Genomic DNA, 26,537 nt, shown 5'->3' with positions numbered 1-26,537 from the left:
CATGTCGTGACGTCGCGCCACAACCGACACCGGATCACCGGACTCCTGCACCTCACGCACAATCGCCAGCTTCTGCTCGACCGTCCAGGAGCGGCGCGTCCGCTGTCGGCCCGCATCCGGCGGCTGCGGCACAGCCGCGGCCGTGCTCGCTTCCAACGTCGACGGCTGCTCCATAGCCAGATACTTCATTCGCCAAGCGTCCACTTAAATCTAAGCGGACACTAACGCCTCAAGGTACGCGTCAGTAGGCGGCCTTCGTCGTATGCATACGGAACCTTTGGCCGGGTTGACAGCGAATCGAACGGTAGGCATTTTGCCTATGTGTCGCCGATCTGCCGCAACCCGACCAAAGGTTTTGCGGTTTTCGACACGGAGCCGGGGTTGCCGCCCCGGCTTTGTCGTATCGAGAATCAGCATTTGCTGATCTATCGGAAACTAAAGGCGACTCGTTTTCTGCCGTCAATGTCAGATGCCAGGAATCAGTAGGATGAAGCCATATACTGACTCGATCCCGTTGATAGCAGGGGAAACCGTCCCGCTCACCACCAGCTGCAGGGGAATGGCGCGAATAGCTATGACAATTCTGTGGACGAGTCGTCCTTCGGACTCCACCCGGATTAATTGTCAAGGGCCACACATAGCTAATCCCCACGAATCCCTATATGAATAGCGCCAGATCCACTTTGGCCAAATTGGAGTGCCATTGTCTATGATCCTCACCGCCCCCGACTATGCCCGTGTTAAGCGAGAAGTTCGACGTATCCACGAAGAATTTTCGATCATAGAGCCGCCGGTTAATCCGGTGGACATAGCGCGTCATCTGGGTGTTACGGTATCATTTGTGGAATTCGCCGATGGCCACAAATCTATTTCTGGATTCTACGACTGCGAGGACAATGCCATCTACGTGAATAGTGAGGAGTTTCCGCTCAGACAGACCTTTACCGTGGCGCACGAACTAGGCCACAAGGTGCTACATGCTGAATGGGCCAGATCCGCCGACTATAAGGTGCTGATGCGAGATTCCGATTATTCCGGCAATGAACCTCATGAAAAAGAGGCAAACGCCTTTGCCGGGAACCTCCTTGTCCCGCGCGCAATGTTGGATAGGTACTGGAAAACCATTTCGGTCGAAGGCCTCTCAAAGCTATTTGCGGTATCAGTTCCGATGATCAAATTTAGATTGTCGCTCGAATATGGTGTCTGAACGATCTGCCGCGAAAAAAGCCATCAAGACTGAAAGCCAGGATGATCCTGAACTTGCGGACGCAATCTCGACGGCACACGATTACCAGTTGAAGCTTACGCAGGAGAATAACCGGCATGTCGAGGCTCTACGCAAGCAGGACCTAGGATTTTTCGGGCGCGCCTTTGGTGGAGAAAAATCTGCACCGACCTATATCGCATCCATAGCTGCATTGATCGGCCTGTTTGGAGCTGGTTATTGCTTGACCATGGCCGCGTCCATTCACGACGCTGCCTTCGTTGATTTCTGGTCAAAACAGACAGAGCGCCTTGTTGCATTCGCGGTGGCGTCTCTGACTTTTATTTTTGGGCGTGGCTCCAAGTGATCTGGCCACCACTGCTCAACGACGAGTGCCAAGCCATTCATCGAATCCACGGCTTCATGTCTCGTATAGCCCACTGATTGATGGAAAAGACGAGGCATGTGAATAGTATTTTGGATCTTCGAAGTCATCTAGTCCGTACTGCTTATACTTCTTCCTGGCCGCGCGCCATGCCAGCACAAAGCTAGGCGCGCCAAGCTCCAGCGTAAGCTTGGCTGGTCCATTGTACCAACTCCCGGCGATTAAAGCTTTCTTTGATGGGACGCTCTTGCGGAGTATTTTAAGCTTGGTTCCTTTCGCTTTGGCTTTCGCCTTTCTCATGTTGTGTATGAGGCGGTAGCGCTCGGTTAAGGCTCTCCGGATCACGTCGAGAAGCCATCCGTCTAGCTCTCGAAATTGTTCTATGGAATCCATTAGCGGGCAGAACCCAATGAAGCCTCGCATCTTGCCCAGTCGCCCGTCACCGCTGACGAAACTCATGATCTCCGACTGTTTGAGGCCGCCATAGATGAATTTGCGTACCTCGTTAACGCAAGTCACCAAGTCCCAGTCAAAATGCTGACCTCTGACGCGGGAAAGGTCAAATCTCTTGAATTTCTTTAGAGTGTAAAGTAGATGAAGGTAAATTATCTTGGCGACCCTTCTCCGTGTTCTTTTCATGCCGCGCGTGGATAGCATTATCTTGTCCGGCAGAAATTTGTGACCGATGTAATCGAAGTCGCCTATCTCATCTATTTCATTCCCGTCGCCGTCATTCAAAAAGAATGTTCGCTTTTCGGACTTAACCGCCGATTCCAGTATCGAAATGCCGGGCGATTTTTCATGGTTGATAGCAATGCCAGAGTACCTGCAATGATCATCGAACGACTTTAGGACGTTCAGAGCGTCATCATGGCTGTTGGTAATAGCAACTATGTCGTCAGCAAATCGAACGAATTGACCATTCGTCGACTCCAATCGTCGATCAAGTTCATGGCCAGCCATATTCGCGAGAAATAACGAAAGGGATGATCCCTGAGGGACCCCGGTCAGTCGCTTTTCAGCTGAGTCAAAGGCATAATCCTTTGCGTCACTAATAGGGTGCTTCAGGAATTCCCGGATGAGATATTTTTCTGTGTCCGATACGTTAAAATTCGTTCTATTGAAAAGATGCTCTATGTATTTGTGGTCAATGCTGTCAAAGTATTTGGCAAAGTCAAATTGAATAACGTATTTCTTTCCACCCACCAAGTATGACCGTAGTTGTATGACGGCATCAAATAGGCCGCGATCCTTCATATAAGCGTAGCTAAACGGCGAAAATAAATTCCGATTTTTGTCTCTGAGTTTTCTGTAGAACAAGTTAGCTACAGCAGCGTCAGGAACGCTAAAAACCATTATCTCACGAAAACCACCTGAATCTTGTGCAATCTGGTATCTTACTGCTGCGGCAGGCTTATAGCTTCGATTTCTTATTTTTAGCCAAATAACCCTGGCGAGGTATTTCGAGTGCGAGATACAATACCTCGGATCAAAATGAGGCGAGATATCCCATACGCGCGGATAGCGATAAGCTCCTACGGTTGCCGGCATACCTGTTCTAAGTTTATATCGCCTCTGGTACTTCCGCTTAGCGAACCGTTTCTTTTCTTCGCGCTTTAAAAGCTTCTTAGCTTGAAACTCTATCGCTCGTCTAATGGCATCTTCCATATGAAACCCTTACGGGTTGGGCCGCGTTAAGTCAGGGTCTCCCGAGGGAGACAGCGTTTGCGAGTGGCGACTGCGCTTGCGGCGCAATCTGCAAGGTGAAGTTTCGCGGCCCAACTAGCACAACACGTGCATACTTTGTTTATTGCAGCTTTTTTATTGTAAGGGAAGGTACATGATTGCGCGCTAAGAAGGTGGTGGATTTTTGTGCCTAGCGGTGTGTGTCAACTACCCGAAAACGCTGTGTAGAGGGCGGATGCTATCTGGACCGTGTGAGTGAAGCACGCCGCAATGTTAGCATGCTTAGTCATTCAGCCAGTTGCTGATCTTTTTGGGCCTTCTGACTCGCCTTGGCTATTGAACAGGCACTGCCGCAACCCCGGGGTGGGACCCGCTGCCTTCGGCAGCTCCCACGCGGACTTGCGCTCGCATCGACCCACCGGGTCGATGCGTTCGGCCGAAGGCCGAACCGCTCAATCGCCCATCTTCAGCGCCTGAATAAACGCCTCCTGCGGAATATCGACCTTGCCGAACTGCCGCATCCGCTTCTTGCCTTCTTTCTGCTTGTCCAGCAGCTTGCGTTTGCGCGAGACGTCGCCGCCGTAGCATTTGGCGGTGACGTCCTTGCGCAGCGCCGAGATGGTTTCCCGCGCGATGACCTTGCCGCCGATCGCGGCCTGGATCGGGATCTTGAACAGATGGTTCGGGATCAGCTCCTTCAGCTTCTCGCACATCTGCCTTCCGCGCTTTTCCGCCGCCGTGCGGTGCACCAGCATGGAAAGCGCGTCGACCGGCTCCTCATTGACCAGGATCGACATCTTGACGAGGTCGCCTTCCTTGTAGTCGGTGAGGTGATAGTCGAACGAAGCGTAGCCCTTGGAGATCGACTTCAGCCGGTCGTAGAAATCGAACACGACTTCGTTGAGCGGCAAATCGTAGATCAGCATGGCGCGCTTGCCGACATAGGAGAGGTCGGCCTGGATGCCGCGCCGGTCCTGGCAGAGTTTCAGGATACCGCCGAGATAATCGTCGGGCGTCAAAATGGTGGCGCGGATCCACGGCTCCTCGATGGCCGAGATCTTCACCACGTCGGGCATGTCGGCCGGGTTGTGCAATTCCTTCATCGAGCCGTCGGTCAGAGCCAGCCGGTAGACGACGCTGGGCGCGGTGGCGATCAGGTCGAGGTTGAACTCGCGCTCCAGCCGCTCCTGGATGATTTCGAGATGCAGCAGGCCAAGGAAGCCGCAGCGATAGCCGAAGCCGAGCGCGGCACTTGTTTCCATTTCAAAGGAGAAGCTGGCGTCGTTGAGGCGCAATTTGCCGACGGCGGCGCGCAGATCCTCGAAATCGGCGGCGTCGACCGGGAACAGGCCGCAGAACACCACGGGCTGCGCCGGCTTGAAGCCGGGCAGCGCCTTGGCCGTGGTGCGCTTGTCCTCGGTGATGGTGTCGCCGACGCGGGTGTCGGCCACTTCCTTGATCGAGCCGGTGAAGAAGCCGAATTCGCCCGGGCCGAGCTCGTCGACATTGATGCGGGCCGGCGTGAACACGCCGGTGCGCTCGACCAGGTGCTTGGCGCCGGTGCCCATCATGCGGATGGTCTGGCCCTTTTTCAGCACGCCGTCGATGACGCGCACCAGCACGATGACGCCGAGATAGGCGTCGTACCAGCTGTCGACCAGCATCGCCTTCAACGGGGCCGACGCGTCGCCTTCGCGCGGCGGCGGCAATTGGTGGACGATGGCCTCCAGGACATCCGGAATGCCAAGGCCGGTCTTGGCCGAGATCAGCACGGCGTTGGAGGCGTCGATGCCGATCACCTCCTCGACCTGCTCGCGGATGCGCTCGGGCTCGGCGGCCGGCAGGTCGACCTTGTTCAGCACCACGACGATCTCGTGGTTGTTGTCGATGGCCTGGTAGACATTGGCCAGCGTCTGCGCCTCGACGCCCTGGGAGGCGTCGACCACCAGCAGCGAACCCTCGCAGGCGGCCAGCGAACGCGACACTTCATAGGCGAAGTCGACGTGTCCGGGCGTGTCGATCAGGTTGAGGATATAGTCCTCGCCATTGTTGGCGTGGTACTTCAGCCGCACCGTCTGCGCCTTGATGGTGATGCCGCGCTCGCGCTCGATGTCCATCGAGTCCAGCACCTGCTCCTTCATGTCGCGCAGCTCCAGCCCGCCGGTCAGCTGGATCAGCCGGTCGGCAAGCGTGGATTTGCCATGGTCGATATGGGCGACGATGGAGAAATTGCGGATGTGGTCGAGGGGCGTGCTCATGGCGCGCGTTTAGCAGGGGTGGCTTGCCCGAGCAAGCGGCAGGCTGCCGCCGCACAAGTGGCGCGGCCCGTTGCCCGGCAAGCCGTACAGCCGTTGCCGGGAAAGCAGGGCAGGCGGCTGTCGAGGCAAGCGGCGGGCCATTGCAGGGCAAGCGGCGCGGGCACTCGTCGCCTTTTCCCCCGGATTCCTCGAAAAATCGATAAATTTTAACCACGTGCGTTAGAGCATAATTTGTGATCGGCATGTTAGCGGAGGGAAATATCTCATGTAAGGACGAAGGCATGCGGGGGCTTGCAGGCAGTTTTATCGAGTCGCGGAGCGGCTCGTTCGCACCGATACTTGTTCTCGCCATGATACCGCTGATCACCGCGGTCGGCTTTTCCGTCGACTACACCTCAGCGGTCCAGACCAGGTCGACCGAGCAGGCGGCACTCGACGCCGCGATCCTGTCCATCACCACGATGGATACCACGTCGACGAAGCCGCAGCGCCAGGTGCTGCTCCAGGATACCTACAGAGAAAACGGCGGACAGGGCGCAGCGACGCTGAACAGCTTCGACGTCAGCGCCAACGGCACCGCCACCGCGCAGGCCTCGGCGAGTTTCGCCATGAAGACCGTGTTCATGCAGATCGCCAGGATCCCCACGGTGGCCATCGGCGTCAATTCGGCGGTGAACAAGGCGCCGGCTCTGGTGGAGGCGACCTTCAAGGTCACCGGCGTGTCGGGTTACTGGAACAAGACAATGACGCTCTACGGCACGATGTTCGGTGCCGCAGCGGGCAAGCCGCTGATGACGATCGATTACAAATACGGCGGCGGCACGGATCCCAAAGGTTACGGCACCACCACCGTCAGCAAGATCGACAGTCTGGGCGTCCCCACGGTGATCCAGACGCAGGTCTGCAAGGTCGGCAAAAACCCGCCCAACGGGGTGACGCTCAACACCGACCAGTCTGGCACGAAATATTACTGTGTCGACACAATGACTCCCGGCAATACCGCCGGTGCGTCAATCGACGTCAGCCAGATGGCCAGCCTCTATCTGCAGATGAATGTGCCATCGGGCAACCCGAAAAACCTCTATTCGAACGATCCGGCCACGTCCAACCGGCTCTATAGCTCGACAAGCAAGGACATCCCCCTGGCCGAAATGGCGACCGGCCAGATCGTTGATATCTTTGGCCTCGTGCCTTGTGGCTCGACAGGCTACCAGGCCTGGGAGGACGGCGGCAACCCGGTCCCGGCACCCGTCAGCAACGCCGACTTCTTCTACAACGTCACCGGCAAGTGCGACTTCAACAAGCGGCCCAACAACACGCGGCTGACGCAGTAGAAGCTGCTCTTCTTGCCTTCTCCCCTTGCGGGAGAAGGTGGATCGGCGCGCAGCGCCGAGACGGATGAGGGGTGCTGGACGGAGCGCACTAGCTGGCTAATCTAAGCGATGCCGCATCAACCTGTCCCGCCAGCCAAACGAAGCTTCGCCCGTTCGCTCCGGCGTGTAATGACGGAAGCGGAAGACCGGCTGTGGCATGAACTGCGCGACCGCAGGCTCGACCGGATAAAATTTCGACGCCAGGTTCCTATTGGAAAGTACATTGCCGATTTCGTCTGCTTCGAAGCAGGCTTGGTCGTCGAGATCGATGGCAGCCAGCATGCGGAGTTGAATTCTGACCGCGTCCGCAAAACTCACCTGGAAGAGAAAGGCTTTCGCATTCTGCGCTTTTGGAACGACGACGTTCTGAAGGATATGAACGCCGTTTGCGATACGATCATCGCCTATGTACGGGATACGAGTCTGCAGCCTTGGCGGTAGTGGCTCCGACTTCCCTTCTCCCCTTGTGGGAGAAGGTGTCGCCGAAGGCGACGGATGAGGGGTGTTCCAGGGGACGCCAACGCCTCACTCTGCTGGAACACCCCTCATCCGTCTCGGCGCTGCGCGCCGATCCACCTTCTCCCACAGGGGGAGAAGGGAAGACCGCCAGCGACCAGATCACAAACCGGTGAGCGCTGTAACGAAGGCGTCGACAGCGGCGAAGTGGGGATATCTGCGGTGCTTCCAGGCGCCGCCGCCCATGGAGCAAGCCGATGTCAGGGTCCAGCACGTTCATCAAAGTGTCCAGCCTCTCGGCTATTGCGCTGGCAGCGTCGCTCGGTGCGGCGGCGGCCCAGCCGCTCAGCGTGGTCGAGCTGTTCACCAGCCAGGGCTGCTCGTCCTGCCCGCCGGCCAATGCCAATCTGATCAAAGTCAAGGACCAGCCCGGCGTGCTGGCGCTATCGTTCAACGTCACCTACTGGGACTATCTCGGCTGGAAGGATATTTTCGGAAAGCAGGAATTCACCCGGCGCCAGGTCAGTTATGAGCCGGCGCTCGGCCATGACGGGCCGTTCACGCCGCAAGTAGTGGTCAACGGCCATGCCGATGTCGTCGGTGCGGCACCCGGCGAGATCGAAAAGCTGATCTCGGTGAGCGGCCGGACAAGCGGCCCGGCATTGTCCCTCGATGGCCGCAAGATCAGCATCGGCGCCGGCGCCGCACCGGGCGGCCATGCCGATGTCTGGCTGGTGCGCTATGCCAAGGGCGTCGTCGAGGTGCCGGTGGCGCGCGGCGAAAACACCGGCCGCACCTTGCCGCACGCCAATGTCGTGCATGCGCTCGAAAAACTCGGCAGCTGGACCGGCGCGGCCGCGACATATCCGCTGCCCGCCGCATCCGGCGGCCTGAGCACCGCCGTGCTCGTGCAGTCGCCCGGTGGCGGACCGATCCTGGCTGCCGCGACCGACTAGATCGCGCTTCGACAAGAGATTGCGCAACGCCGCATGGAGCGGCGCCGCATAGCACGGCCGCCAAGAGGGCGCGCCTTCACGACCAACCCCAAGGAGACCATCATGACCATTTCCCGCCTGACGCTGCCGGCACTCGCTCTCGCTCTGTGCTCGACGGCGCTGTTTGCCGGTGGCATCGCCCGTGCCGACGACGCGACCAATGCGATGAAGCCTGCTGCAAATGCCATGAAACCAGCAGCGGATGCGATGAAACCTGCCGCAGACGCCATGAAACCTGCAACGGATGCGATGAAGCCTGCCGACCCGATGGCCACCAATTCCATGAAGCCGGCCGCCGATGCCATGAAGCCCGCAACGGATGCGATGGCTCCGGCCAAGTAAAGGTGGTGCTGTTTCCGGCTTCGGCCCCGTGGGTCCGAAGCCGGATGCACGCGAAAGTGAGGCTTCGGCCGCAACTCGCCCGTCGCATCGTCGTATCTTATCCAATAGACTCCACATGATGGACGTCACAGGAGCTCAAGCCATGACCGACATTCAAAAACCAGTCACCAGACAATCGTCGAACGTCTGGCGCAGCGCGCTCGCCGCCCTTGCGCTGGCCGCCGCTGGCGCCGCCTTCTGGCTGACGCCGGCGGTTTCGGCCGAGGATGCGGTGAAGATCCCGCCGCCGGCAATCGATGAGAAGATGGCCACCGGCACTGAAAAGGCAATCTTCGCCGGCGGCTGCTTCTGGGGCGTGCAAGGCGTCTTCCAGCACGTCAAGGGCGTCACCAGGGCCGTCTCCGGCTACACCGGCGGCGACAAGGACACCGCCGTCTACGAGACGGTCGGCTCAGGCCGCACCGGGCATGCCGAATCCGTCGAGATCACCTACGATCCGTCTGAGATCACCTATGGCCAGCTGCTGCAGGTCTATTTCTCGGTCGCCCACAATCCCACCCAGCTGAATTTCCAGGGTCCGGACTCCGGCACGCAGTACCGCTCGACGATCTTTGCCGAAAACGATGCACAGAAGAAGATCGCGCAAAGCTACATCGCCCAGCTCGACCAGGCCAAGGTGTTCCCGGAGCCGATCGTCACCACGCTGGAAACCGGCAAGACCTTCTATCCGGCCGAGAATTATCATCAGGACTTCCTGACGCTGAACCCGACCTATCCCTACATCGTCTACAACGACCTGCCCAAAGTGGCGAACCTCAAGGCGCTGTTCCCGACGCTGTATAGCGACAAGCCGGTGCTGGTGCTGTCGGCGAGCAATTGAGTTGAGTGCGAGAAGCGGGGGTGGGGTGTGCCAAGGGCGGCGACGCCCCGTCCGTTCGTCATAGGATGACGAAGGCGTGGGGCTCTGCGGCCAATTTCGAGGGTCGGCTCCACCAACCTCGCTGCGCGCCGGCCTCCACCTTGCCGCTAGCCAGCCGCAACCTTCAGCCACAGCGCCTTTTCGCCAAGCGTGGCGACCATGCCGGCGTGCGCGGCGCGTTCGGCTTCGGTGACGCGCGGCAGCAGGGGTGCCGGGCGCTGGCTGATGATGATCTCGATCTGGCGGACATTTTCGCCTTGCGCCGGCGCGGTGGCGCTGTCGAGGATAAGGGCCGCCTGCTTGCCGCCGATCAGCTCGATATAGACCTCGGCCAGCAATTCGGAATCGAGCAGGGCGCCGTGCTTGGTGCGCTTGGTGTTGTCGATGCCATAGCGCCGGCAGAGCGCATCGAGCGAGTTGGGGCCCATCGGGTGCTTGCGGCGCGCCAGCGCCAGCGTGTCGACGACAAAACCATTGTCTATGACCGGGTGACCCAGCCGGCCGAATTCAACGTTGAGGAAGCCGACGTCGAAGGTTGCGTTGTGGGCGACCAGCTTGGCGCCGTCGGTGAAGTCCAGCCACTCCTGCGCAATCTCGGCAAAGGTCGGCTTGCCCGCGAGGTCCGCCGCGCTGATGCCGTGCACCGCCTGCGCCTCGGCGTGGATCGCGCGGCCTTGCGGGTTGATGTAGTGGTGGAAGGTCCTGCCGGTCGGGAAGCGGTTGACCAGCTCGACGCCGCCCAGCTCGATGACGCGGTCGTCGCGCGAATCGAGGCCGGTGGTTTCCGTGTCGAAGATGATCTCACGCATCGAATCAGTCGCTCCAAAGGAGCAGAATCGTGAGACCGGAACAAAATGGCAATGGGAAACGAAGCTGATCAAGGCAATCACTACAGGTTTGCGCTGCCCCTCATCGCCCTGCCGGGCACTTCTCCCCGTATAGTGACGGGGAGAAGGGGCTGGCCGCAACCTCGGCTCCCTTTCCGAAACCTTGGAGATTGGCGAAATCCTTTGCGACAGCGTCCTTCTCCCCGTCACTATACGGGGAGAAGATGCCGGCAGGCAGATGCGGGGCGGCGCCGACGTTGACAGACAGCAGCCAGTGTCAGTGGCGCGGTCCGCCGCGCCCAATTAGCTCCGCAATGATCGCGTTCACTTGAACACGCGCAGCGTCCAATCCCCGCCCGGTGTCGACGACGAAATCGGCCTGGCGGCGTTTTTCCGCGTCCGGCACCTGCTTGGCCAGGATCGATGCCAGTTTTTCTTCCGTCATGCCCGGCCGCGCCAGCACGCGTTCGCGCTGGGTCTCGGCCGGGGCGGTGACGACGACAACCTTGTCGACGCGGTTGCGGCCGCCGGTTTCGAACAGCAGGGGAATGTCGAGCACCGCGATCGATTCGCTGGCGTTACAATGCTTGGCCAGGAAGGCATCGGCGTCGGCGCGCACCAATGGGTGAATGATCGCCTCGAGCCGCTTCAGCGCGGCGGCATCGCCGAGGACGCGCGCGCCAAGTTTGGCACGATCGACCACGCCGGCAAGTGTGGTGCCGGGAAAGGCGGCCTCGACCAGGGGGGCTGCCTTGCCGGCATAGAGGCGATGCACTGCCTCGTCGGAATCATGGACCGGCACGCCGGCGTCAGCGAACATCCTGGCCGTGGTCGACTTGCCCATGCCGATCGAGCCGGTGAGGCCGAGCACGATCATGGCTTCGGCACCAGATCGGCGACGATAAGCGCGCGCAATTCCCCCGTGACCTGCGGCCTGACGCCGAACCAGCGCTCGAAGCCGGGCACGGCCTGATGCAGCAGCATGCCGAGGCCGTCGACCGCCTTCAGATTTCGCGCACGGGCGGCCGCGAGCAGCGGCGTCTCCAGCGGCACATAGACGATGTCGGTGACGATGGCGTGGTCCGGCAGCCTGGCGGGATCGGCCGACAGGCCTTCATTGCCATGCATGCCGAGTGCCGTGGTGTTGACCAGCAGGCGGGCATCGCCGAGCAGTTCATCGGTCGCCGCCATGCCATGCGCCGACACGCCGGCGCCGAAACGATCCCTCAATTCCTGCGCTCGGGCCAGAGTGCGGTTGACGATGCGGATATCGGCAACGCCGCGCTGCTTCAGGGCATGGATGACGGCGCGCGACGCACCGCCGGCGCCAAGCACCACCGCCGGACCGTTGCTTGCCCAGCCCGGCGCATGATCGTCGAGGTTGGCGGCAAAGCCGTGACCGTCGGTGTTGCCGCCCCACAGGACGCCGTCCTCGAACCACAGCGTGTTGACGGCGCCGATCTCTTCAGCGGCCTGGTCGCGGCGCTCGGCCAAAGCGAAGGCGGCTTCCTTGTGCGGGATGGTGATGTTGCCGCCGCGGTAATTGTTTGCCTGCAGCGTGTTCACGAACTCGGCAAAATCCTGCGGCGCGACATCGATGGCCTGGTAGCTGCCGTCAATGCCATGTTTGGCCAGCCAGTGGCCATGGATTTTCGGCGAGCGCGAATGCTTGACCGGATGGCCCGACACGAAGGCCTTCTTCGACGCCTCAGCCATCGATCGCTCCCAGGTCACGCAGTTCGGCGAGCAGCGGCAGAAGCGGCAGGCCGACAATGGTGAAATGATCGCCTTCGATTTTCTCGAACAATTGAATGCCTTCGCCTTCGATCTGATAGGCGCCGACGCTTCCCAGCGCCTTGGCGCCGACGCGGGCGAGGTGGCGGCCGACGAAGGCCGGGTCGAGCTTGCGCATGGTCATCGAAGCAATGCCGACATGCCGCCACAAGACCTTGCCGTCGCGAACCAGCACCGCGGCGCTGTTGAGCTGGTGGGTCCTGCCCGACAGCGCCAGCAGATGACGGCGGGCACCTTCCATGTCAGCCGGCTTGTGGAACACCTCGTCGACGAGCGACAGCGTCTGGTCGCAGCCGAGCACCAGGGCGCCCGGCCTGCGCTCGCTCACTTCTGTGGCCTTGGCCTCGGCCAGCACCAGGGCGACATCCTCGGGCGAGACGCCGCTATCCTGCAAAGGCCCCTCGAGCGCGCGCTCGTCGACATCGGCGGGGACCGCCTCGACATCGACGCCGGCATTGACGAGCATCGCCTTGCGGAACGGACTGCCGGAAGCGAGGATGAGTTTTTCGGTCATGGTTTGTACGCCTGGTTTTCTGGCACCGACTAGGGTGTTGAGATTCAGGTCAGGCCGAGTCGAAAATGGTGGCTTCCGAGAACCGGAGCGGAGCGTACTTAAAGTACGTGAGCACCGGAAGCGCAGGAAACCGCCATTTGCAGGCCGGCATCACCTGAATATCGACGCCCTAGCGCGTCTTCCCCCGCAGGGCAACGATCGCCGCCGCCGTTTCCTCGATCGAGCGGCGGCTGACGTCGATCATCGGCCAGCCATGGCGCGTGCAGATCTTGCGGGCGTAGGCTAGCTCTTCGCTGATCGCCGCGCGGTCGACATAATCCGATGCCTCATACGAACTGCTGTTGCCGAGGATGCGGTTTTGCCGGACATGCGAGATGCGCTCGGCGGTGGCGATCAGCCCGACGATCAGCGGCTTGCTGGCGGCAACCAGGCTTTCCGGCACCGGCACGCCAAGCACGATCGGGATGTTGGCGGTCTTGATGCCGCGGTTGGCGAGATAGATGCTGGTCGGCGTCTTCGACGTGCGCGAGATGCCGATCAGCACGACATCGGCATCGTCCATGTTGAGCGGCAACTGGCCGTCATCATGGTCCATGGTGAAATTGAGCGCATCGATGCGGCGGAAATATTCGGCGTCGAGAACATGCTGGGCACCGACGCGGCGGCCGGCCGGGGTGCCGAGATAGGACTGGAAAACGGTCAGCACCGGCTCCAGCACCGACACACAGGGCAGGCCCATGGCCGCGCAGCGCTCGTCGATGCCGCGCGCCAGCTTCTGGTCGACGACCGTATAGAGGATGATGCCCGGTTCCTCCTCGATGTCCTCGAACACCTTCGCCACCTGCTTTTCGGTGCGGATCAGCGGATAGATATGCTCGATGGCGCGCGCGTCCTTGTACTGCGCCGAAGCTGCCCGGCCGGCGGCGAGCAGCGTTTCGCCGGTCGCGTCGGAAATCAGGTGCAGGTGGAAGAAGCTCTGGGGTTTGTTCACAGGGGGTCACCTGGGGCTGTGGGCTTCTGTGGATAAAGCGGGATGAAAAGACGGGCCTGTCGGAGGCGACTGTATCAGATGGCAGTTTGTCCACAATTCGATGCGCTGTCAGCTTCGTCGGGCGACTGGGGACAAGTTTGGGGACGGCTTTTTTCGACTGCGGTCCGTCCACAGGACCTGCTTTTCACCACTGTGCCTAACACTTTGACTCGCTTGATCGATTCCGATCTATCCCCAGAACCCTACATCTGGGAAAAAGAAGCACGCGACAATATGTTGGCTGGTGTTTTCCGGGGCAAAGCGGGACAGGTGGCAACCACCAGAACCAACAGACTCTTAGAATCAGAAGAACCTTAGATATAAGAATCTTTGATATAGAAGAGGCTGTGAGAAGCGAGCGCTCGATGCCCCAGAACCGGATCATGCTGGATATCCTCAGGGGCAAGGCCCATTTTCCGCCTCCGCTCTGGATGATGCGTCAGGCCGGACGCTATCTGCCGGAGTATCGGGAGACACGCAGACGCGCGGGCTCGTTCCTGGACCTCTGCTACGATCCAGACCTTGCGGTCGAAGTGACCTTGCAGCCGATCGAGCGCTTCGGCTTCGATGCCTCGATCCTGTTTTCCGATATCCTTGTCGTTCCGCATGCGCTTGGCCGTGACGTCCGCTTCGAAGAGGGCAGAGGGCCGCTGCTGACGCCGATCACCGCGCCGGAGATTTTGGCTCTGGAAGGCGAGGTGTTTCACGTGAATCTCGAACCGGTCTACGAGACGGTTCGCCGGTTGCGGACCAAACTCCCCGAAGAGACAACCCTTATCGGCTTCTGCGGCGCGCCGTGGACGGTGGCGACCTACATGATCGCCGGCCATGGCACGCCCGACCAGGCGCCGGCGCGGCTGTTTGCCTATCGCGAGCCGGTGGCCTTTCAGCGATTGCTGAAGGTGCTTGCCGAACATTCGGCCGCCTATCTCATCCGCCAGATCGAGGCGGGCGCGGATGTGGTGCAGATATTCGATTCCTGGTCCGGCGTGCTGGACGATGAGAGTTTCGACCTGTTCTGCGTTCAGCCAATGGCCGAGATTGTTGGCCGGGTGCGGGCGGTTCATCCCGATGTTCCGATCATCGGTTTTCCCAAGGGCGCCGGTTCGCGCTACCGGACCTATCGACAAAAGACCGGCGTAACGGCGCTGGGGATCGACTGGACGGTGCCCCTGATCGCGGCGAAGGAATTGCAGCGCTCGGGTGCGGTCCAGGGCAATCTCGATCCCTTGCGCCTCGTGGCTGGCGGCAAGGCGCTATCCGACGGTGTCGAAGCGATCCTGAAAGCGCTGGGAGACGGGCCGCTGATCTTCAATCTCGGTCATGGCATCACGCCGGAGACGCCGATCGCCCATGTCGAGGCGATGGTGAAACAGGTGCGGAGCGCGACACGCTGATGGCTCAGATGAACAACACGAACAGCACCGGCCAGGCGATGATGCGCATGACGATCGGCCTGGGTGTCCTGGTCGTTCTCACCGCGCTTTTGTATTTCGCCGCACCCGACAGTTTCTATCCCTGGGCAAAGGCGATCCATATCCTCGCCGTCATCTCATGGATGGCCGGCATGCTCTATCTGCCGCGGCTGCTGGTCTATCACGCCGATGCCGAGAAGGGCTCGGTGCAGTCGGAGACCTTCAAGGTGATGGAGCGGCGCCTGCTGCGCGGCATCATCAACCCGGCGATGATCGTCACCTGGGTGTTCGGCCTGTGGCTTGCCTGGAAGGGTTTCGGTTTCCAGGGCGGCTGGTTGCACGCCAAGATCGGTGCGGTGCTTTTGCTGTCGGCCGTTCACGGCTATCTGGCCGGCGCGGTGCGCAAATTCGCCGAGGACCGCAACGAAAAACCGGCCAGGCACTGGCGGATCGTCAACGAGATCCCCACATTGCTGATGATCGCAATCGTCATCCTGGTGGTGGTCAAGCCGTTCTGACGCATGCCGCTCAAAAACGGCCAGGAGACGATGACTGGCGTTGATGCGTTTTAAGCCTTCATAGGTCACGCAAAACGCAGCTTGCTCTTTCACCCGACCGACGATAAAAGACGGGTCTTCCTTCCCGTCATGCGCCGCCCCTCGTTGTTTTCGGCCGCGCCCGGCATTTGTCGCATCCCGCCGATATTTTCCCAAAGCCTACCCAGACTCCATCTATTCAAGGTCCGTCTATGCAAGAAATGAAACTCGCTGAGTTCAAGAACAAGAAACCGCCAGAGCTGATCGCTTATGCCGAATCGCTCGAGGTCGAAAACGCCAGCGTCATGCGCAAGCAGGAACTGATGTTTGCGATCCTGAAGAAGCTGGCCGCCCAGGAGATCGAGATCATCGGTGATGGCGTGGTCGAGGTGCTGCAGGACGGTTTCGGCTTCCTGCGCTCCGCCAACGCCAACTATCTGCCAGGCCCCGACGACATCTATATTTCGCCGTCGCAGATCCGGCGCTTTTCGCTGAAGACCGGCGATACGGTCGAAGGGCCGATCCGCAGCCCGAAAGAGGGCGAGCGCTATTTCGCGCTGCTCAAGGTCAACACCATCAATTTCGACGATCCCGAGAAGATCCGTCACAAGATCCACTTCGACAATCTGACACCGCTCTATCCGACCAAGCGGCTGAAGATGGAAATCGAGAATGTGACCACCAAGGACATCTCGGCCCGCGTGATCGACCTGGTCGCGCCGATCGGCAAGGGACAGCGCGCCTTGATCAACGCGCAGCCGCGTACCGGCAAGACGGTTCTGATGCAGAACATCGCCCACTCGATCACCGCCAACCATCCGGAATGCTATCTGATCGTGCTTCTGATCGACGAGCGGCCGGAAGAAGTGACCGACATGCAGCGCTCGGTGAAGGGCGAGGTGATCTCCTCGACCTTCGACGAGCCGGCAGTGCGCCACGTGCAGGTCGCCGAAATGGTCATCGAGAAGGCCAAGCGCCTGGTCGAACATGGCCGCGACGTCGTCATCCTGCTCGATTCGATCACCCGTCTCGGCCGCGCCTACAACACCGTCGTGCCGTCATCCGGCAAGGTGCTGACCGGCGGTGTCGACGCCAACGCCCTGCAGCGGCCGAAGCGCTTCTTCGGCGCCGCCCGCAACATCGAGGAAGGCGGCTCGCTGACCATCATCGCCACCGCGCTGATCGATACCGGCAGCCGCATGGACGAAGTCATCTTCGAAGAGTTCAAGGGCACCGGCAACTGCGAAATCCAGCTCGACCGCAAGGTGGCCGACAAGCGCATCTATCCGGCCATGGACATCCTGAAGTCCGGCACCCGCAAGGAAGACCTGCTGGTTTCCAAGCAGGATCTGCAGAAGATCTTCGTGCTGCGCCGCATCCTGGCGCCGATGGGGACCACCGATGCGATCGAGTTCCTGATCGACAAGCTGAAGCAGACCAAGACCAACGCCGATTTCTTCGATTCGATGAACACGTAACAGTCGGGCCGAAACTTTCCGGTCTATGTATCGAAGCCCCATTCCGGGAAACCGGGATGGGGTTTTTCTTTGTCCGCGGCAGGTCGCTTTCCCGATATCGCGCGGCTGTATGTGGCGGCAGACGATTTTCCCTTTGTGCAAAGCTCGTGTCTGCAAACTGGAAGCAGCGGCGTGAAGAAGACAATCCCGACCCTGATCGGCTTTTCGGCCATACTGACCTGGTCGTTCCTGGCACTGCTGTCGACCGCCGCAGGCTCGATCCCGCCGTTTCAGCTGGCAGCCATGACCTTCCTGCTCGGAGGGCTGGTCGGCGCCGGCAGCTGGATCGTCCGCCCAGGCGCGATCCGGTCGCTGCGGCAGCCATGGCCGGTATGGGCAATCGGCACGGCGGGACTGTGCGTCTACCACTGCGCCTATTTTTTCGCGATCCAGTCGGCGCCGCCGGTCGAGGTCAGCCTGATCGCCTATCTCTGGCCGTTGCTGATCGTCGTCTTTGCCGCCTTCCTGCCCGGTGAAAGGCTCCGGGTTCACCACATCGCCGGCGTCGTTCTAGGGCTTGCCGGCGCCATTGTCGTGATCACCAAGGGCGGCAATGTGGGCCTCGCCAACGGGGTGATGAAGGGCCATGTCATCGCGCTGTTCTGCGCCTTCATCTGGGCTGGCTATTCCGTCCTGTCACGCCGCTTCGGCCAGGTGCCGACCGATGTCGTGGCCGGCTATTGCTTCATCACGGCGGCTGTCGCTTTCTCGCTGCACCTGATGCTCGAGACCACGGTCTGGCCGCAGACGCCGATGCAGTGGACGGCTATCGTCGTTCTGGGCACGATCCCTCTCGGAGCCGGCTTCTATGCCTGGGATTTTGGCTGCAAGCACGGTGACATCATGATCCTCGGCGCGCTGTCCTATGCCGCACCGCTGTTTTCGGTGATCGTGCTTCTGCTGGCAGGCTTTGGTGTGTTTCACTGGTCGGTGGCGCTTGCCTGTGTGCTGATCACCATTGGCGCGGTGATCGCCGCCAAGGATTTGCTGTTCAAGCCGAGCCAGGCCGCATCTTCGAGTGAGGCGTTGCGCAAGCAAGCGGAAGGCGCCTGACATTATTGGCGGCGCAGAAGGCGCTCCAGGTCTTTCGGATTCGTCACAGCGGGAAGGCAGACTTGGCCGGTGCATAGCCATGCGCCCGGTTTATCGGTTGGCGGCAGGATCCCACCGAGCAGCAAGGGTCGATTCGCATCCGTACCGATTCGCACGATGATGTCGACGCGGCGTGGGTCCGGGCTTCGATTCGCAACCGGAACGAGCTTGGGATCGTCTAGCGCATCCACGATGACCAGTTTGAGCGGCTTGATCGCCAGCGCGCAGGCATTGACGATGCCGGCCTGGCCATAGGCCTGGTGCGCCGCGCGACCGGCGGCGTGCTCGGCAACATGCCAGACCCTTTCCTGCAGGTCGAGATTGCCGCTGACGGAGGCCAGCCGGACCAGTGCCTCGATGATCTGGCCGGTGGCGGAGGGAATGGCCTCGTCTACATCGCCGCGGACGCGGATCGGCACGTCGGTGCTGTCCGAGGCGGTCAGGTAATAACCTGCCTTTTCGGTATCGGCGTGCCAATGGTCGAGTTGCCCGATGAACTGGCCGGCTTGATCGACATAGCTCCAATCCCCAGTGGCCTCGAACAGCGAGATCGCTGCGTTGGCCATGGCGGCATAGTCGCTGGACAAAGCAGGGAACAGTTTTCTGGCGCCGAGCATCGAATGCGGCAGGCGGCCGTCGCGGCTGGCAGCGCTGATATGAGTGAAGGCCTTTGCCGCCGCATCGATCCAGTCAGGTCGCGCCACCGCCCGCCCGGCCTCGGCAAGTGCCGCGATCATCTGGCCGTTCCAGTCGGTGAGGACCTTTGCGTCGAGGCTTGGCCTGACCCGCTCTTCCCGCACAGTGAGAAGCTTCGCCTTCAGCGGGTTGAGCTCTTCGCGATCGATCACACTTTGCGACTGCTGGTACCTTGTTTGATGGACAATTGGCTTACCTTCCCAGCCATGCGGGCTGGATAGCGTGAAGTGCTTGAAAAACAGCGCGGAATCGTCGCCGAGGGCGACTTCGACCTCGTCTCGGCTCCAGGTGTAGAACAGCCCTTCCTCGCCGTCGCTGTCGGCATCGAGACTGGCGGCAAAAGCGCCGCCGTCGACGCGCATTTCGCGCAGCAGCCAGTCGATCGTCTCTTCGATTCGTACCCGGAACAATTCATTGCCGCTTGCCGCATAGGCCCAGTTGCAGAAGCGGATCAGCTGGGCGTTGTCGTAAAGCATCTTTTCGAAATGCGGCACCAGCCATTCGGCGTCGGTCGAGTAACGGCTGAGCCCGCCGCCAATATGGTCGTAGATGCCGCCGCTCAGCATCTGTTCGAGGCTGTTGAGGACGTCGTCGCGATGGGCGGCATTGCCGTCGCGCAGCCAGGACAGCCACAGCGTTTGCATGAACGGCGCATTGGGGAATTTCGGCGCGCCGCGCAGGCCGCCCAGATCGCGGTCGATTATGCCGTCTATGCCCTTCGCAAGCTCAGCCAGCGTGTCGCGATCAAGTCCTGCTTTTGCATGCGAGCCGGCGAGTCGGGCCTCGACATGCGTGGTCAGGCCGTCGGCGCTCTGGTTGAGGCTCGCTCGCTTCTCGCGCCAGGCCTTGTCGACCGCCTCCATCACCTGGATGAAACCGGGGCGGCCGTAGCGCGGTTCGCGCGGAAAATAGGTGCCGCCCCAGAACGGCTTGCCGTCCGGCGTCAGGAACATGGTCAGCGGCCAGCCGCCCTGCTCTCCCATCGCGGAGAGTGCCGCCATATAGATCTGGTCGATGTCCGGCCGCTCCTCGCGGTCGACCTTGATATTGACGAACAGACGGTTCATGACGGCGGCAACGTCATCGTTCTCAAAGCTCTCGTGGGCCATGACATGGCACCAATGGCAGGCGGCATAGCCGACCGAGAGCAGGATCGGCCTGTCCAGCGCCTTTGCCTCGTCAAGCGAGGCTGGCGACCAGGCCCGCCAGTGGACAGGATTGCCGCTGTGCTGCTGCAGATAGGGGCTGGCTTCTTCAGCAAGCAGATTTTGCGCGGGCAACGTCACGATGAACAAACTCGGGTGGTCGAGATAGGCGTGAAGCTAGGGCGGTTCGGGTGAGCGGGCAAATGATTTCAGGCGATTCCATCGTGGCGCTGTCGAGCGGCCGGCTCCCGGCCGGCGTCGCCGTCATCCGCATTTCCGGCCCACAGACTCGATTCGTAGTCGAAACGATTGCCGGAGGTATGGTTAAGGACCGCGTCGCGGTCTTGCGCAGGCTCACAGTGCCTGACGGGGCCGTGCTCGACACCGGCCTGGTCGTCTTCTTTCCCGGTCCGGCCAGTTTCACCGGCGAAGACGTTGCGGAATTCCATGTTCATGGCGGTCGTGCCGTTGTGGCAAAAATGCTGGAGACAATCGCTGGCTTTGACGGCGTGAGGCACGCGGAACCGGGTGAATTCACGCGCCGCGCCTTTCTCAACGGCAAGGTCGACCTGGTCGAGACCGAGGCGCTGGCCGATCTCGTCAATGCCGAGACCGAGGCGCAGCGGCGCTTTGCGGTCCAAAATGCCGAAGGCGTCCAGAGCGAACTCTACCTCGGCTGGCGCCGCAGGCTGATCCATGCCCGGGCGATGATCGAGGCGGAGATCGATTTCGCCGATGAGGACGATGTTCCCGGTTCCGTTTCGGATACGGTTTGGTCCGATGTCGGGACAATGATCGGCGAGATCGACCGCCACATTGCCGGGTTTCGCGCCGCCGAGATCATTCGCGACGGCTTCGAGGTCGTCATCCTTGGCGCGCCCAACGCCGGTAAGTCGAGTCTGTTCAACGCCCTGGCGCGGCGGGATGCCGCTATAGTAACGGATGAACCAGGCACGACCCGCGACCTGCTTGAAGTGACACTTGATCTCCAGGATCTGCGGGTCCGGCTTACGGATACGGCCGGGCTGCGCGATGCGCCGGGGAAGGTCGAGGCGATCGGCATCGAGAAGGCGAGGGCCAAGGCGCATGGCGCCGATCTCTTGCTGTTGCTGCAGGATATCGCGAACCCAAAAGATGTCGGCGAGCTGCCGACCGTGGCGCCGACCTTGCGCGTCGGCACCAAGCTCGATCTGCTGGAAGATCGCGCAGCAAGCGACGCAGCTGAAGACTATGACCTTGTCATTTCAGTGAAGAACGGGACGGGCGTAGAGGAACTGCTGGCGGAAATTGGCCGGCAGGCGGCGGAGGCGGCCGGCAGCGTCGGCGATGTCCTGCCGTCGCGCCTGCGCCATGTCGAATTGCTTGGCGCTGCGAGTAGCCATCTGCTTCGCGCGACCGACGGCCGGACTGCCGGGCAGGAGTTGCGCGCCGAGGAGTTGCGGCTTGCAGCAGATCGCCTGGGCCGAATCGTCGGCGCCATCGATGTCGAGGACATGCTCGACGTGATTTTCTCGCAATTCTGCATCGGGAAATGACTCACGTGAAACACGGGCGTGACTCACGTGAAACACAATTGCGGGTGTCAGCACCGCCCCTCATTGCCCGGGCACTTCTCCCTCGTATAGTGACGGGGAGAAAGACGCTGCCCAATCGTGGGCGCCTTGCCTCCAACGATGGAGATAGGCGAAGCGACGACAGCATCGCCCCTCTCCCCGTCACTATACAGGGAGAGGATGCCGGCAGGCAGGTGAGGGGCGGCGCTGACCTGATGTGATTGCCCCGGTCGGCGGCACCGACTCACGTGAAACTCGCGCCATGGCAGGCCCCAGTCTGTTTCACGTGAAACTCGTCGCGGAGTTTTCTTGACAGCACTGCTTCGCGGGGACATGTGTCCCTCAATCTTTTGAGTCTGGGACGTTTGGGATGACCGATCACTATGATGTGGTTGTAGTGGGCGGCGGCCACGCGGGTTGCGAGGCGGCCAGCGCTGCCGCGCGCGCCGGTGCCAAGACCGCTTTGGTGACGCTGCGTTTCGACACGATCGGGGTCATGTCGTGTAATCCGGCGATCGGCGGGCTCGGCAAAGGGCATCTGGTGCGCGAGATCGATGCCATGGACGGGCTGATGGGCCGGGTGGCGGATTCTGCCGGTATTCAGTTCCGCCTGCTCAACCGCCGCAAGGGTCCCGCAGTGCGCGGCCCTCGCACGCAGGCCGACCGGAAGCTTTATCGCCTTGCCATGCAAGAAGCGATTCGGAACCAGAACGATCTCGACGTCGTCGAAGGAGAGGTTCTGGACTTCGAGATCTTCGATGGACGGATCGCGGCTGTTCTCCTGGCTGACGGCAGGCGGCTTGCCTGTGGCGCGGTCGTTCTGACGACCGGAACTTTTTTGCGTGGGCTTATTCATATTGGCGAGAAGAAGATTGTCGCCGGCCGCATGAACGAGCAGGCCAGCCTTGGGCTCTCGGCGACGATGGACCGCGCGGGCTTCAAGCTCGGGCGGCTGAAGACCGGCACGCCGCCGCGGCTCGATGGCCGGACCATCGACTGGGCGTCGCTGGAAAGCCAGGCCGCCGATGCGGATCCGGTGCCGTTCTCGCTGATGACCGACCGCATCGAAACGCCGCAGATCGAGTGCGGCATCACGCGCACGACGACGGCCACGCATGAGCTGATCCGCGCCAATCTCGGCCGCTCGGCCATGTATTCCGGCTCAATCGAGGGCGTCGGGCCGCGCTATTGCCCGTCGATCGAGGACAAGATCGTCAAGTTCGGTGATAGGGACGGGCACCAGATCTTTCTCGAGCCGGAAGGGCTCGATGACGACACCGTCTACCCCAATGGGATTTCGACCTCGCTGCCTGAGGATGTGCAGCTCGAGATCCTGAAAACTATTCCGGGGCTGGAGCGCGCAACCATGCTGCAGCCCGGCTATGCCATTGAATATGATCATGTCGATCCGCGCGAGCTGCATCAGACGCTGGAGACGAAGCGCGTCGGTGGCCTCTTCCTCGCCGGGCAGATCAACGGCACCACCGGCTATGAAGAGGCGGCCGGGCAAGGCCTGCTTGCCGGCCTCAATGCTGCGCGGCGGGCGGCGGGCAGCGAGCAGATCGTGCTGAGCCGCACCGAAGCCTATATCGGCGTGATGGTCGACGATTTGACCAGCCGCGGCATCAGCGAACCCTACCGGATGTTCACCTCGCGGGCCGAGTTCCGGCTGTCGCTGCGCGCCGACAATGCGGATGAGCGGCTGACGCCGTTGGCGTCGAGGTTGGGAATTGCCTCGGCGCAGCGGATGGAGCGCTACGGGCAGGTCATGCAAAGTCTGGATGAGGCGCGGGGTCTGGCGAAGTCGCTCATCATGACGCCGAATGAGGCGGCGCGACACGGGCTGGACATCAACCGGGACGGCGTGCGCCGGTCCGGCTATGAATTGCTGTCCTATCCAGACGTCGATGTAGCCTGGCTGGCTCGCGTCGATTCGCGGTTTGCAGATATAGACGCGAAGACGGCGGAGCGCCTCGAAACGGAAGCGAAATATTCGGTCTATCTCGATCGTCAGAAGACGGATGTGGCGCAGATCCGGCATGAAGAGAGCCGGCTTATCCCCGAGACGGTCGATTTCGCCGGGGTGCCGGGGCTGTCCAACGAGTTGAAGCAGAAGATGCAAGCGCGGCGGCCGCGCTCCATTGCCGACGCCCAGCGCATGGAAGGCATGACGCCGGCGGCGCTGGCGATCATTGTCGCGCATGTCCGCCATGCGGAGAGCGCCCAGCGCCCACAAAAGGATGTTGCGTGAATTCTATGTCCCTGGAGAGCCTGCAGAATACGGCGGGCCCGGTTTCACGTGAAACATTCGATCGGCTGGTGGCGTTCGAGCAGATGTTCCAGAAATGGAATCGCAGCATCAATCTGGTTGCGCAATCGACGTCGGGCGATGTCTGGCAGCGCCACATACTGGACAGCGCGCAGCTCGCACGCATAGAGCCTCAAGCCACGCGCTGGGTGGATCTCGGCTCGGGCGGCGGATTTCCGGGCCTTGTCATGGCTTTCCTGCTTGCCGAGCGCGATGGCGCCAGCATCGATCTGGTTGAAAGCAATCGCAAAAAAGCATCCTTCCTGCAGACCGTCGTCGGTCAGTTCAGCCTGCCGGCGCGGGTCGTGGCACGCCGCATCGATGACAGCCATGCGCTTGTTTCGACGCCGCAAACCGTCACGGCGCGGGCGCTGGCTCCGCTTTCGACCTTGCTGGACCTGTCGGCGCCCTGGCTGATTTCAGGCGCGCGCGGCCTGTTCCACAAAGGCCGGGATTACCGCACCGAAGTGCAAGAAAGCGTTCACCGATGGTCCTTCGATCTGGTAGAACATCCCAGTGTGACCGACGTTGGCGGCGTCATCCTGGAATTGTCCAACCTGCGACCTGTCTGATCCGTCACTGACAGGCGATTTGGCGCCCAAAATGAATTTCTGGCATAAACCCATGATGAAGAATGGCCCCCGAATCATCACTGTAGCCAACCAGAAGGGCGGTGTCGGCAAGACGACGACCGCCATCAATCTGGCGACCGCGCTGGCTGCAATCGGCGAAAAGGTGCTGATCGTCGATCTCGATCCGCAGGGCAATGCCAGCACCGGCCTCGGCATCGATCGCAAAGATCGCACGGTGTCCTCCTATGATGTGCTGACCGGCGAGCTGGAGCTGGAGGCCGCGGCCATTCCGACGGCGGTGCCTGGCCTGTCGATCGTGCCGTCGACGCTCGATCTGCTCGGCATCGAAATGGAAATCGCCTCCGCACCGGACCGAGTGCTGAAGCTGCGCAATGCGCTGCGCGCCGCGACCGAGCGCGGCGCGCCGTTCGGCTATGTGCTGATCGACTGCCCGCCATCGCTCAACCTTTTGACTTTGAATTCAATGGCGGCAGCCGATTCTGTTCTTGTGCCGCTGCAATGCGAGTTTTTTGCGCTCGAAGGTCTCAGCCAGTTGCTGGAGACGGTCGAGCAGGTGCGCCGCTCGATCAATCCGGACCTCACCATCCAGGGCATCGTGCTGACCATGTATGACGGCCGCAACAATCTCGCCAACCAGGTGGTGCAGGATGTGCGGGCGCATATGGGCGACAAGGTCTACGAGACCATTATCCCGCGCAATGTGCGGGTCTCCGAGGCGCCGTCCTACGGCAAGCCGGCGATCCTCTACGATTTGAAATGCTCGGGCAGCCAGGCCTATCTGCAACTGGCGTCGGAAGTGATCCGCCGCGAGCGCAAGTTACGCGCCGCTTGATAAGGCCGGATGCATAGTTAAGAGCCGATTCGATACCGAAACGATTTGGAATAGCCAACTGGAATAAAGATGAGCGAAGACCTTTCGAGAAAGAGACTGGGCCGCGGACTGGCAGCGCTGATCGGCGAAATCGATCGCCCGGCAGCACCGGAAAAGCCAGGCATGAGCGCCGACGGCAAGGTGCCGATCGAGTTCCTGACCCCAAATCCGAAAAATCCGCGCCGGCATTTCGGCGATGCCGAGCTGACCGACCTTGCCCAGTCGATCCGCGAACATGGCGTCGTGCAGCCGGTGGTGGCGCGGCCTTCGCCGACACAGGCCGGCCGCTACGAAATCATCGCCGGCGAGCGGCGCTGGCGCGCGGCGCAGCGCGCCGGGCTGTCCGAGATCCCGGTCATCATCCGCGAGGTCAACGACCGCACCGCGCTCGAACTGGCGATCATCGAAAACGTCCAGCGCACCGACCTCAACGCGGTCGAGGAAGCGCTTGGTTATCAGCAGCTGATCGACGAGCACGGCTACACCCAGGCCGATCTCGGCCAGGTGATCGGCAAAAGCCGCAGCCATGTCGCCAACACGCTCAGGCTCTTGAAGCTGCCAGACGTGATCCGCGACATGCTGGTCGACGGCGCGCTGTCGGCGGGCCATGCCCGCACGCTGGTAACGGCGGAAGATCCAGCCGGCCTTGCCAAGCGTATCGTCGAAGAGGGACTTTCGGTGCGCCAGGCCGAAGCGCTGGCGCAGATGCCGGCCGGCACCAGCAGCGCCAGGGAAGCCAGGCCGGCGCCAAGTCCTGACGAAAAGGACGCCGACACGCTGGCGCTGGAAAAACTGTTGACCGATACGATCGGCATGATCGTGTCGGTGGATCACAAGGGCAGAGGCGGCACGCTTCGGGTTTCGTACCGGTCGCTGGAGCAGCTTGATGAGCTGTGCAGAAGGCTGAAGCAGGACCGATAGTTAGCCGGCGAAGTATCTTCTGAATTGAGCAAGGGCTGGCGATTGCCAGCCCTTCTCTTTTTTAGCGATGATGATTGGCGAAATCGGTGACGCCGCAAATCTCCCTC

General features: G+C 61.1%; 25 protein-coding genes. 16 read left to right on the top strand and 9 right to left on the bottom strand.

What is annotated here, in order from left to right; genetic code table 11:
* Nucleotides 1-189 (bottom strand): transposase (locus tag MESCI2_RS01000000134745; protein ID WP_032900836.1); only part of this gene is annotated, 189 nt, incomplete at its 3' end.
* Between the two features lie 520 nt (nt 190-709).
* Here MESCI2_RS01000000134745 and MESCI2_RS1000000136930 point away from each other — a divergent pair.
* Together MESCI2_RS1000000136930 and MESCI2_RS0116510 are read left to right on the top strand one after the other, a co-directional pair.
* Nucleotides 710-1,207, top strand: a complete 498-nt coding sequence (locus MESCI2_RS1000000136930; protein WP_081738759.1) for an ImmA/IrrE family metallo-endopeptidase — start codon at nt 710-712, stop codon at nt 1,205-1,207.
* Complete coding sequence (locus tag MESCI2_RS0116510; protein ID WP_027037558.1) at nt 1,197-1,571, top strand: hypothetical protein; 375 nt, start codon at nt 1,197-1,199, stop codon at nt 1,569-1,571. Before MESCI2_RS1000000136930 ends, MESCI2_RS0116510 begins: the two co-directional genes overlap by 11 nt.
* 54 nt (nt 1,572-1,625) lie before the next feature.
* On the opposite strand, the gene MESCI2_RS0116505 is transcribed toward MESCI2_RS0116510, so the two are convergent.
* Nucleotides 1,626-3,257: a reverse transcriptase domain-containing protein gene (locus MESCI2_RS0116505; RefSeq protein WP_081738758.1), complete on the bottom strand. Its 1,632-nt coding sequence runs from the start codon at nt 3,255-3,257 to the stop codon at nt 1,626-1,628.
* A gap of 470 nt (nt 3,258-3,727) precedes the next feature.
* On the bottom strand, nt 3,728-5,533 hold the full coding sequence (gene lepA, locus MESCI2_RS0116500) for a translation elongation factor 4 (RefSeq protein WP_027037556.1): 1,806 nt from the start codon (nt 5,531-5,533) through the stop codon (nt 3,728-3,730).
* Between the two features lie 281 nt (nt 5,534-5,814).
* Between lepA and MESCI2_RS0116495 the strand changes: the two genes are divergently transcribed.
* The 5 genes from MESCI2_RS0116495 (at nt 5,815) to msrA (ending at nt 9,579) form a co-directional block, all read left to right on the top strand.
* Entirely contained in the window at nt 5,815-6,867 is a 1,053-nt protein-coding gene (locus MESCI2_RS0116495) for a TadE/TadG family type IV pilus assembly protein (RefSeq protein ID WP_027037555.1), read from the top strand.
* Nucleotides 6,868-6,975: 108 nt separating this feature from the next.
* The gene (locus tag MESCI2_RS0116490) at nt 6,976-7,347 is read left to right on the top strand and encodes an endonuclease domain-containing protein (protein WP_027037554.1); all 372 of its coding nucleotides are present in this window, start codon (nt 6,976-6,978) and stop codon (nt 7,345-7,347) included.
* Between the two features lie 272 nt (nt 7,348-7,619).
* On the top strand, nt 7,620-8,318 hold the full coding sequence (locus MESCI2_RS0116485; protein ID WP_027037553.1) for a DUF1223 domain-containing protein: 699 nt from the start codon (nt 7,620-7,622) through the stop codon (nt 8,316-8,318).
* 102 nt (nt 8,319-8,420) lie between these two features.
* Entirely contained in the window at nt 8,421-8,699 is a 279-nt protein-coding gene (locus tag MESCI2_RS0116480) for a hypothetical protein (RefSeq protein WP_027037552.1), read from the top strand.
* Nucleotides 8,700-8,841: 142 nt separating this feature from the next.
* Nucleotides 8,842-9,579 carry a peptide-methionine (S)-S-oxide reductase MsrA gene (gene msrA / locus MESCI2_RS0116475; RefSeq protein WP_027037551.1) on the top strand — a complete coding sequence of 246 codons (738 nt, stop codon included), beginning with the start codon at nt 8,842-8,844 and terminating at the stop codon, nt 9,577-9,579.
* A gap of 146 nt (nt 9,580-9,725) precedes the next feature.
* On the opposite strand, the gene dnaQ is transcribed toward msrA, so the two are convergent.
* From dnaQ to MESCI2_RS0116450, 5 genes are all read right to left on the bottom strand, one after another.
* A complete protein-coding gene (gene dnaQ, locus MESCI2_RS0116470) occupies nt 9,726-10,427 on the bottom strand; it encodes a DNA polymerase III subunit epsilon (RefSeq protein WP_027037550.1) in 702 nt (233 codons plus the stop codon).
* A gap of 295 nt (nt 10,428-10,722) precedes the next feature.
* Complete coding sequence (gene coaE / locus MESCI2_RS0116465) at nt 10,723-11,322, bottom strand: dephospho-CoA kinase (RefSeq protein ID WP_027037549.1); 600 nt, start codon at nt 11,320-11,322, stop codon at nt 10,723-10,725.
* On the bottom strand, nt 11,319-12,161 hold the full coding sequence (locus MESCI2_RS0116460; protein ID WP_027037548.1) for a shikimate dehydrogenase: 843 nt from the start codon (nt 12,159-12,161) through the stop codon (nt 11,319-11,321). The genes coaE and MESCI2_RS0116460 overlap by 4 nt, the downstream gene beginning before the upstream one ends.
* Nucleotides 12,154-12,753, bottom strand: a complete 600-nt coding sequence (locus MESCI2_RS0116455) for a Maf-like protein (RefSeq protein ID WP_027037547.1) — start codon at nt 12,751-12,753, stop codon at nt 12,154-12,156. Before MESCI2_RS0116455 ends, MESCI2_RS0116460 begins: the two co-directional genes overlap by 8 nt.
* A 169-nt stretch (nt 12,754-12,922) precedes the next feature.
* A complete protein-coding gene (locus MESCI2_RS0116450) occupies nt 12,923-13,744 on the bottom strand; it encodes a pyruvate, water dikinase regulatory protein (protein WP_027037546.1) in 822 nt (273 codons plus the stop codon).
* 404 nt (nt 13,745-14,148) lie between these two features.
* On the opposite strand from MESCI2_RS0116450, the gene hemE reads away from it, so the two are divergent.
* The 4 genes from hemE (at nt 14,149) to yddG (ending at nt 18,304) form a co-directional block, all read left to right on the top strand.
* Entirely contained in the window at nt 14,149-15,180 is a 1,032-nt protein-coding gene (gene hemE, locus MESCI2_RS0116445; RefSeq protein WP_027037545.1) for a uroporphyrinogen decarboxylase, read from the top strand.
* Nucleotides 15,180-15,716, top strand: coding sequence for a protoporphyrinogen oxidase HemJ (gene hemJ / locus MESCI2_RS0116440; RefSeq protein WP_027037544.1), 537 nt, complete (start codon nt 15,180-15,182; stop codon nt 15,714-15,716). Before hemE ends, hemJ begins: the two co-directional genes overlap by 1 nt.
* Nucleotides 15,717-15,946: 230 nt before the next feature.
* Nucleotides 15,947-17,212: a transcription termination factor Rho gene (gene rho / locus MESCI2_RS0116435; RefSeq protein ID WP_013528732.1), complete on the top strand. Its 1,266-nt coding sequence runs from the start codon at nt 15,947-15,949 to the stop codon at nt 17,210-17,212.
* Nucleotides 17,213-17,383: 171 nt separating this feature from the next.
* Entirely contained in the window at nt 17,384-18,304 is a 921-nt protein-coding gene (gene yddG, locus MESCI2_RS0116430) for an aromatic amino acid exporter YddG (protein ID WP_027037543.1), read from the top strand.
* A gap of 2 nt (nt 18,305-18,306) precedes the next feature.
* Here the strand turns inward: yddG and MESCI2_RS0116425 are convergent, their stop codons facing one another.
* On the bottom strand, nt 18,307-20,325 hold the full coding sequence (locus MESCI2_RS0116425) for a thioredoxin domain-containing protein (RefSeq protein ID WP_027037542.1): 2,019 nt from the start codon (nt 20,323-20,325) through the stop codon (nt 18,307-18,309).
* 62 nt (nt 20,326-20,387) lie between these two features.
* Here MESCI2_RS0116425 and mnmE point away from each other — a divergent pair, with 62 nt between their 5' ends.
* The 5 genes from mnmE (at nt 20,388) to MESCI2_RS0116400 (ending at nt 26,430) form a co-directional block, all read left to right on the top strand.
* Nucleotides 20,388-21,719, top strand: coding sequence for a tRNA uridine-5-carboxymethylaminomethyl(34) synthesis GTPase MnmE (gene mnmE / locus MESCI2_RS0116420; RefSeq protein ID WP_027037541.1), 1,332 nt, complete (start codon nt 20,388-20,390; stop codon nt 21,717-21,719).
* Between the two features lie 388 nt (nt 21,720-22,107).
* The gene (gene mnmG / locus MESCI2_RS0116415) at nt 22,108-23,988 is read left to right on the top strand and encodes a tRNA uridine-5-carboxymethylaminomethyl(34) synthesis enzyme MnmG (RefSeq protein WP_027037540.1); all 1,881 of its coding nucleotides are present in this window, start codon (nt 22,108-22,110) and stop codon (nt 23,986-23,988) included.
* Entirely contained in the window at nt 23,985-24,617 is a 633-nt protein-coding gene (rsmG, locus tag MESCI2_RS0116410) for a 16S rRNA (guanine(527)-N(7))-methyltransferase RsmG (protein ID WP_027037539.1), read from the top strand. The genes mnmG and rsmG overlap by 4 nt, the downstream gene beginning before the upstream one ends.
* Nucleotides 24,618-24,669: 52 nt before the next feature.
* Complete coding sequence (locus tag MESCI2_RS0116405; RefSeq protein ID WP_081738757.1) at nt 24,670-25,470, top strand: ParA family protein; 801 nt, start codon at nt 24,670-24,672, stop codon at nt 25,468-25,470.
* 69 nt (nt 25,471-25,539) lie between these two features.
* On the top strand, nt 25,540-26,430 hold the full coding sequence (locus MESCI2_RS0116400) for a ParB/RepB/Spo0J family partition protein (protein WP_027037537.1): 891 nt from the start codon (nt 25,540-25,542) through the stop codon (nt 26,428-26,430).
* Nucleotides 26,431-26,537: the final 107 nt, after the last annotated feature.

This window comes from Mesorhizobium ciceri WSM4083, assembly GCF_000519305.1.
In the GTDB taxonomy this organism is placed as follows: domain Bacteria; phylum Pseudomonadota; class Alphaproteobacteria; order Rhizobiales; family Rhizobiaceae; genus Mesorhizobium; species Mesorhizobium ciceri_B.
This window is presented reverse-complemented; position numbering and strand designations above follow the sequence as displayed.